This is a genomic window from Kitasatospora sp. NPDC059571 (assembly GCF_042735675.1).
GTDB lineage: Bacteria > Actinomycetota > Actinomycetes > Streptomycetales > Streptomycetaceae > Kitasatospora.
The window spans coordinates 1-1,464 of the sequence record NZ_JBHWBW010000819.1; the positions used below are offsets into that span (position 1 = coordinate 1).

The 1,464-nt window shown below is 79.7% G+C and carries 3 protein-coding genes; all 3 read left to right on the plus strand.

Features of this window, described 5'->3' with window-relative positions; translation table 11 throughout:
* Positions 1-656, plus strand: a 656-nt coding sequence (locus ACFV0G_RS39305; RefSeq protein WP_380558706.1) for a lanthionine synthetase LanC family protein, incomplete at its 5' end; no start/stop codon positions are given.
* 77 nt (positions 657-733) lie between these two features.
* Positions 734-961 carry a hypothetical protein gene (locus ACFV0G_RS39310; protein ID WP_380558709.1) on the plus strand — a complete coding sequence of 76 codons (228 nt, stop codon included), beginning with the start codon at positions 734-736 and terminating at the stop codon, positions 959-961.
* A 103-nt stretch (positions 962-1,064) separates the two neighbouring features.
* Positions 1,065-1,464 (plus strand): ATP-binding protein (locus ACFV0G_RS39315; RefSeq protein WP_380558712.1); only part of this gene is annotated, 400 nt, incomplete at its 3' end.

A 1,464-nucleotide genomic window follows, 5' to 3' on the forward strand; every position in this document is an offset into this window, starting at 1 on the left:
GGCCCCCCCCCCCCCCCCCCCCGGCCCCCCCCCCCCCCCCGCCGCCCCCCCCCCGCGCGGCCGCGCCGCGGCCCGAGACCCTGCCCGCGGCGCCGCCGGCGCAGGTCGCCCGGGGCGGCTGGGCCCTGCACCGGTTCGCCGCGGCGGCCGGGCGGACCGACCTCGCCGCGCCCGCACTGACCGGACTCCGGGCCGCCCTGGCACTGCGCGTCGGCGCCGCACCCACCGGCACCCCGCCCGGCGGTGCACCGCTCTCCGGCGGCGCCCTCATCGGCAGCGCCCTCATCGGCACGGCGCTGGCCGTCGCGGACAGCGGGGCGGCCGCCGGGGACGCGGAGTTCGCCGGCTTCCTGGCGGAGGCCGTGGCGGCGCTGTCGGCGTGCGGGCCGCTGGCCGACCACAGCCTGCTGCACGGCGAGGCGGGCGCCCTGGAACTGCTGCTCGCCACCGCGCCGGACGGCGCGGTGGCCGGACCGGCGGCCGTCCGGGCCGGCCGGCTGCTCGCCGACCTGGACCGGTTCGGACCGCGCTGCGGCACCCCGGACACCATCGTCACCCCGGGCCTGCTGACCGGCCTGGCCGGCATCGGCCATACGCTGCTGCGGCTGGCCCATCCGGCGCGGATCCCCTCCGTGCTGGTCCTCCAGCCGCACTGACCCCCCGTCGGCCGGCGCCCGGTCGCCCGGGCCGCCCGCCGTACGGATCCCGACCCCTTTCGACAAGGAGACCCGCCATGACCACCCAGACCCTGATCGCCCTCTGGAAGGACCCGGCGGCGCGGGCCGGCAGCGGCATCGCGCACCCCGCCGGCGAGATCGACGTGGCCGGCGGTGCGGGCCTGCCGCTCGCCCGCCGCGCGATGCTGCTGGCGGGCTTCGGCGCCGACGGCCTCCACGACGACGTGTTCGCGCCGCTCGACAGCGACCAGACCGTCACCAGCCTCTCCTTCGAGACCCTCTGAGCCGGTCGCCCGCGCGCCGGGCGACCGCACAGCGCCCCCCGCGCCGGCCGGGCGGCCGCACCGAATGTGGTGGAATCGGAGAGGGACCGGTTAGCCTCCGTGAATGATCATCACATCGCCCGCCATCGTCGGACGTTCCGCCGAGAACGGCCTGCTCGCGACGGCCCTCGGGGCGGCCCGGCGCGGCGAGGGCCGCGCGGTGTTCCTCAGTGGCGAGGCGGGCATCGGCAAGTCCCGGCTGGCCGCGGAGTGCGCCTACCGCGCCGTCACCGAGGGCATGGTGGTCCTCCGTGGCCGCGCAGGCTCGGCCGGGGCGCCGGTCCCGTTCCGGCCGGTCGCCGAGGCCGTCCTCTCCCTGTCCCGGGTGAGCGGGCCGCCGACCGACGAGCGGCTGGCCCCGTACCGGCCCGCGCTCGCCTCCCTCGTCCCCGAGTGGCGCGAGCCGGGCGGCCGGCCGCTGCCGCCGCCCTCGCTCACCGAACTGTCCGAAGCCTTCCTGCGCC

Bases quoted from the DNA above. Each gene is read 5' to 3' on its own strand.
- ACFV0G_RS39310 (WP_380558709.1), top strand. From the start codon at position 734: ATGACCACCCAGACCCTGATCGCCCTCTGGAAGGACCCGGCGGCGCGG.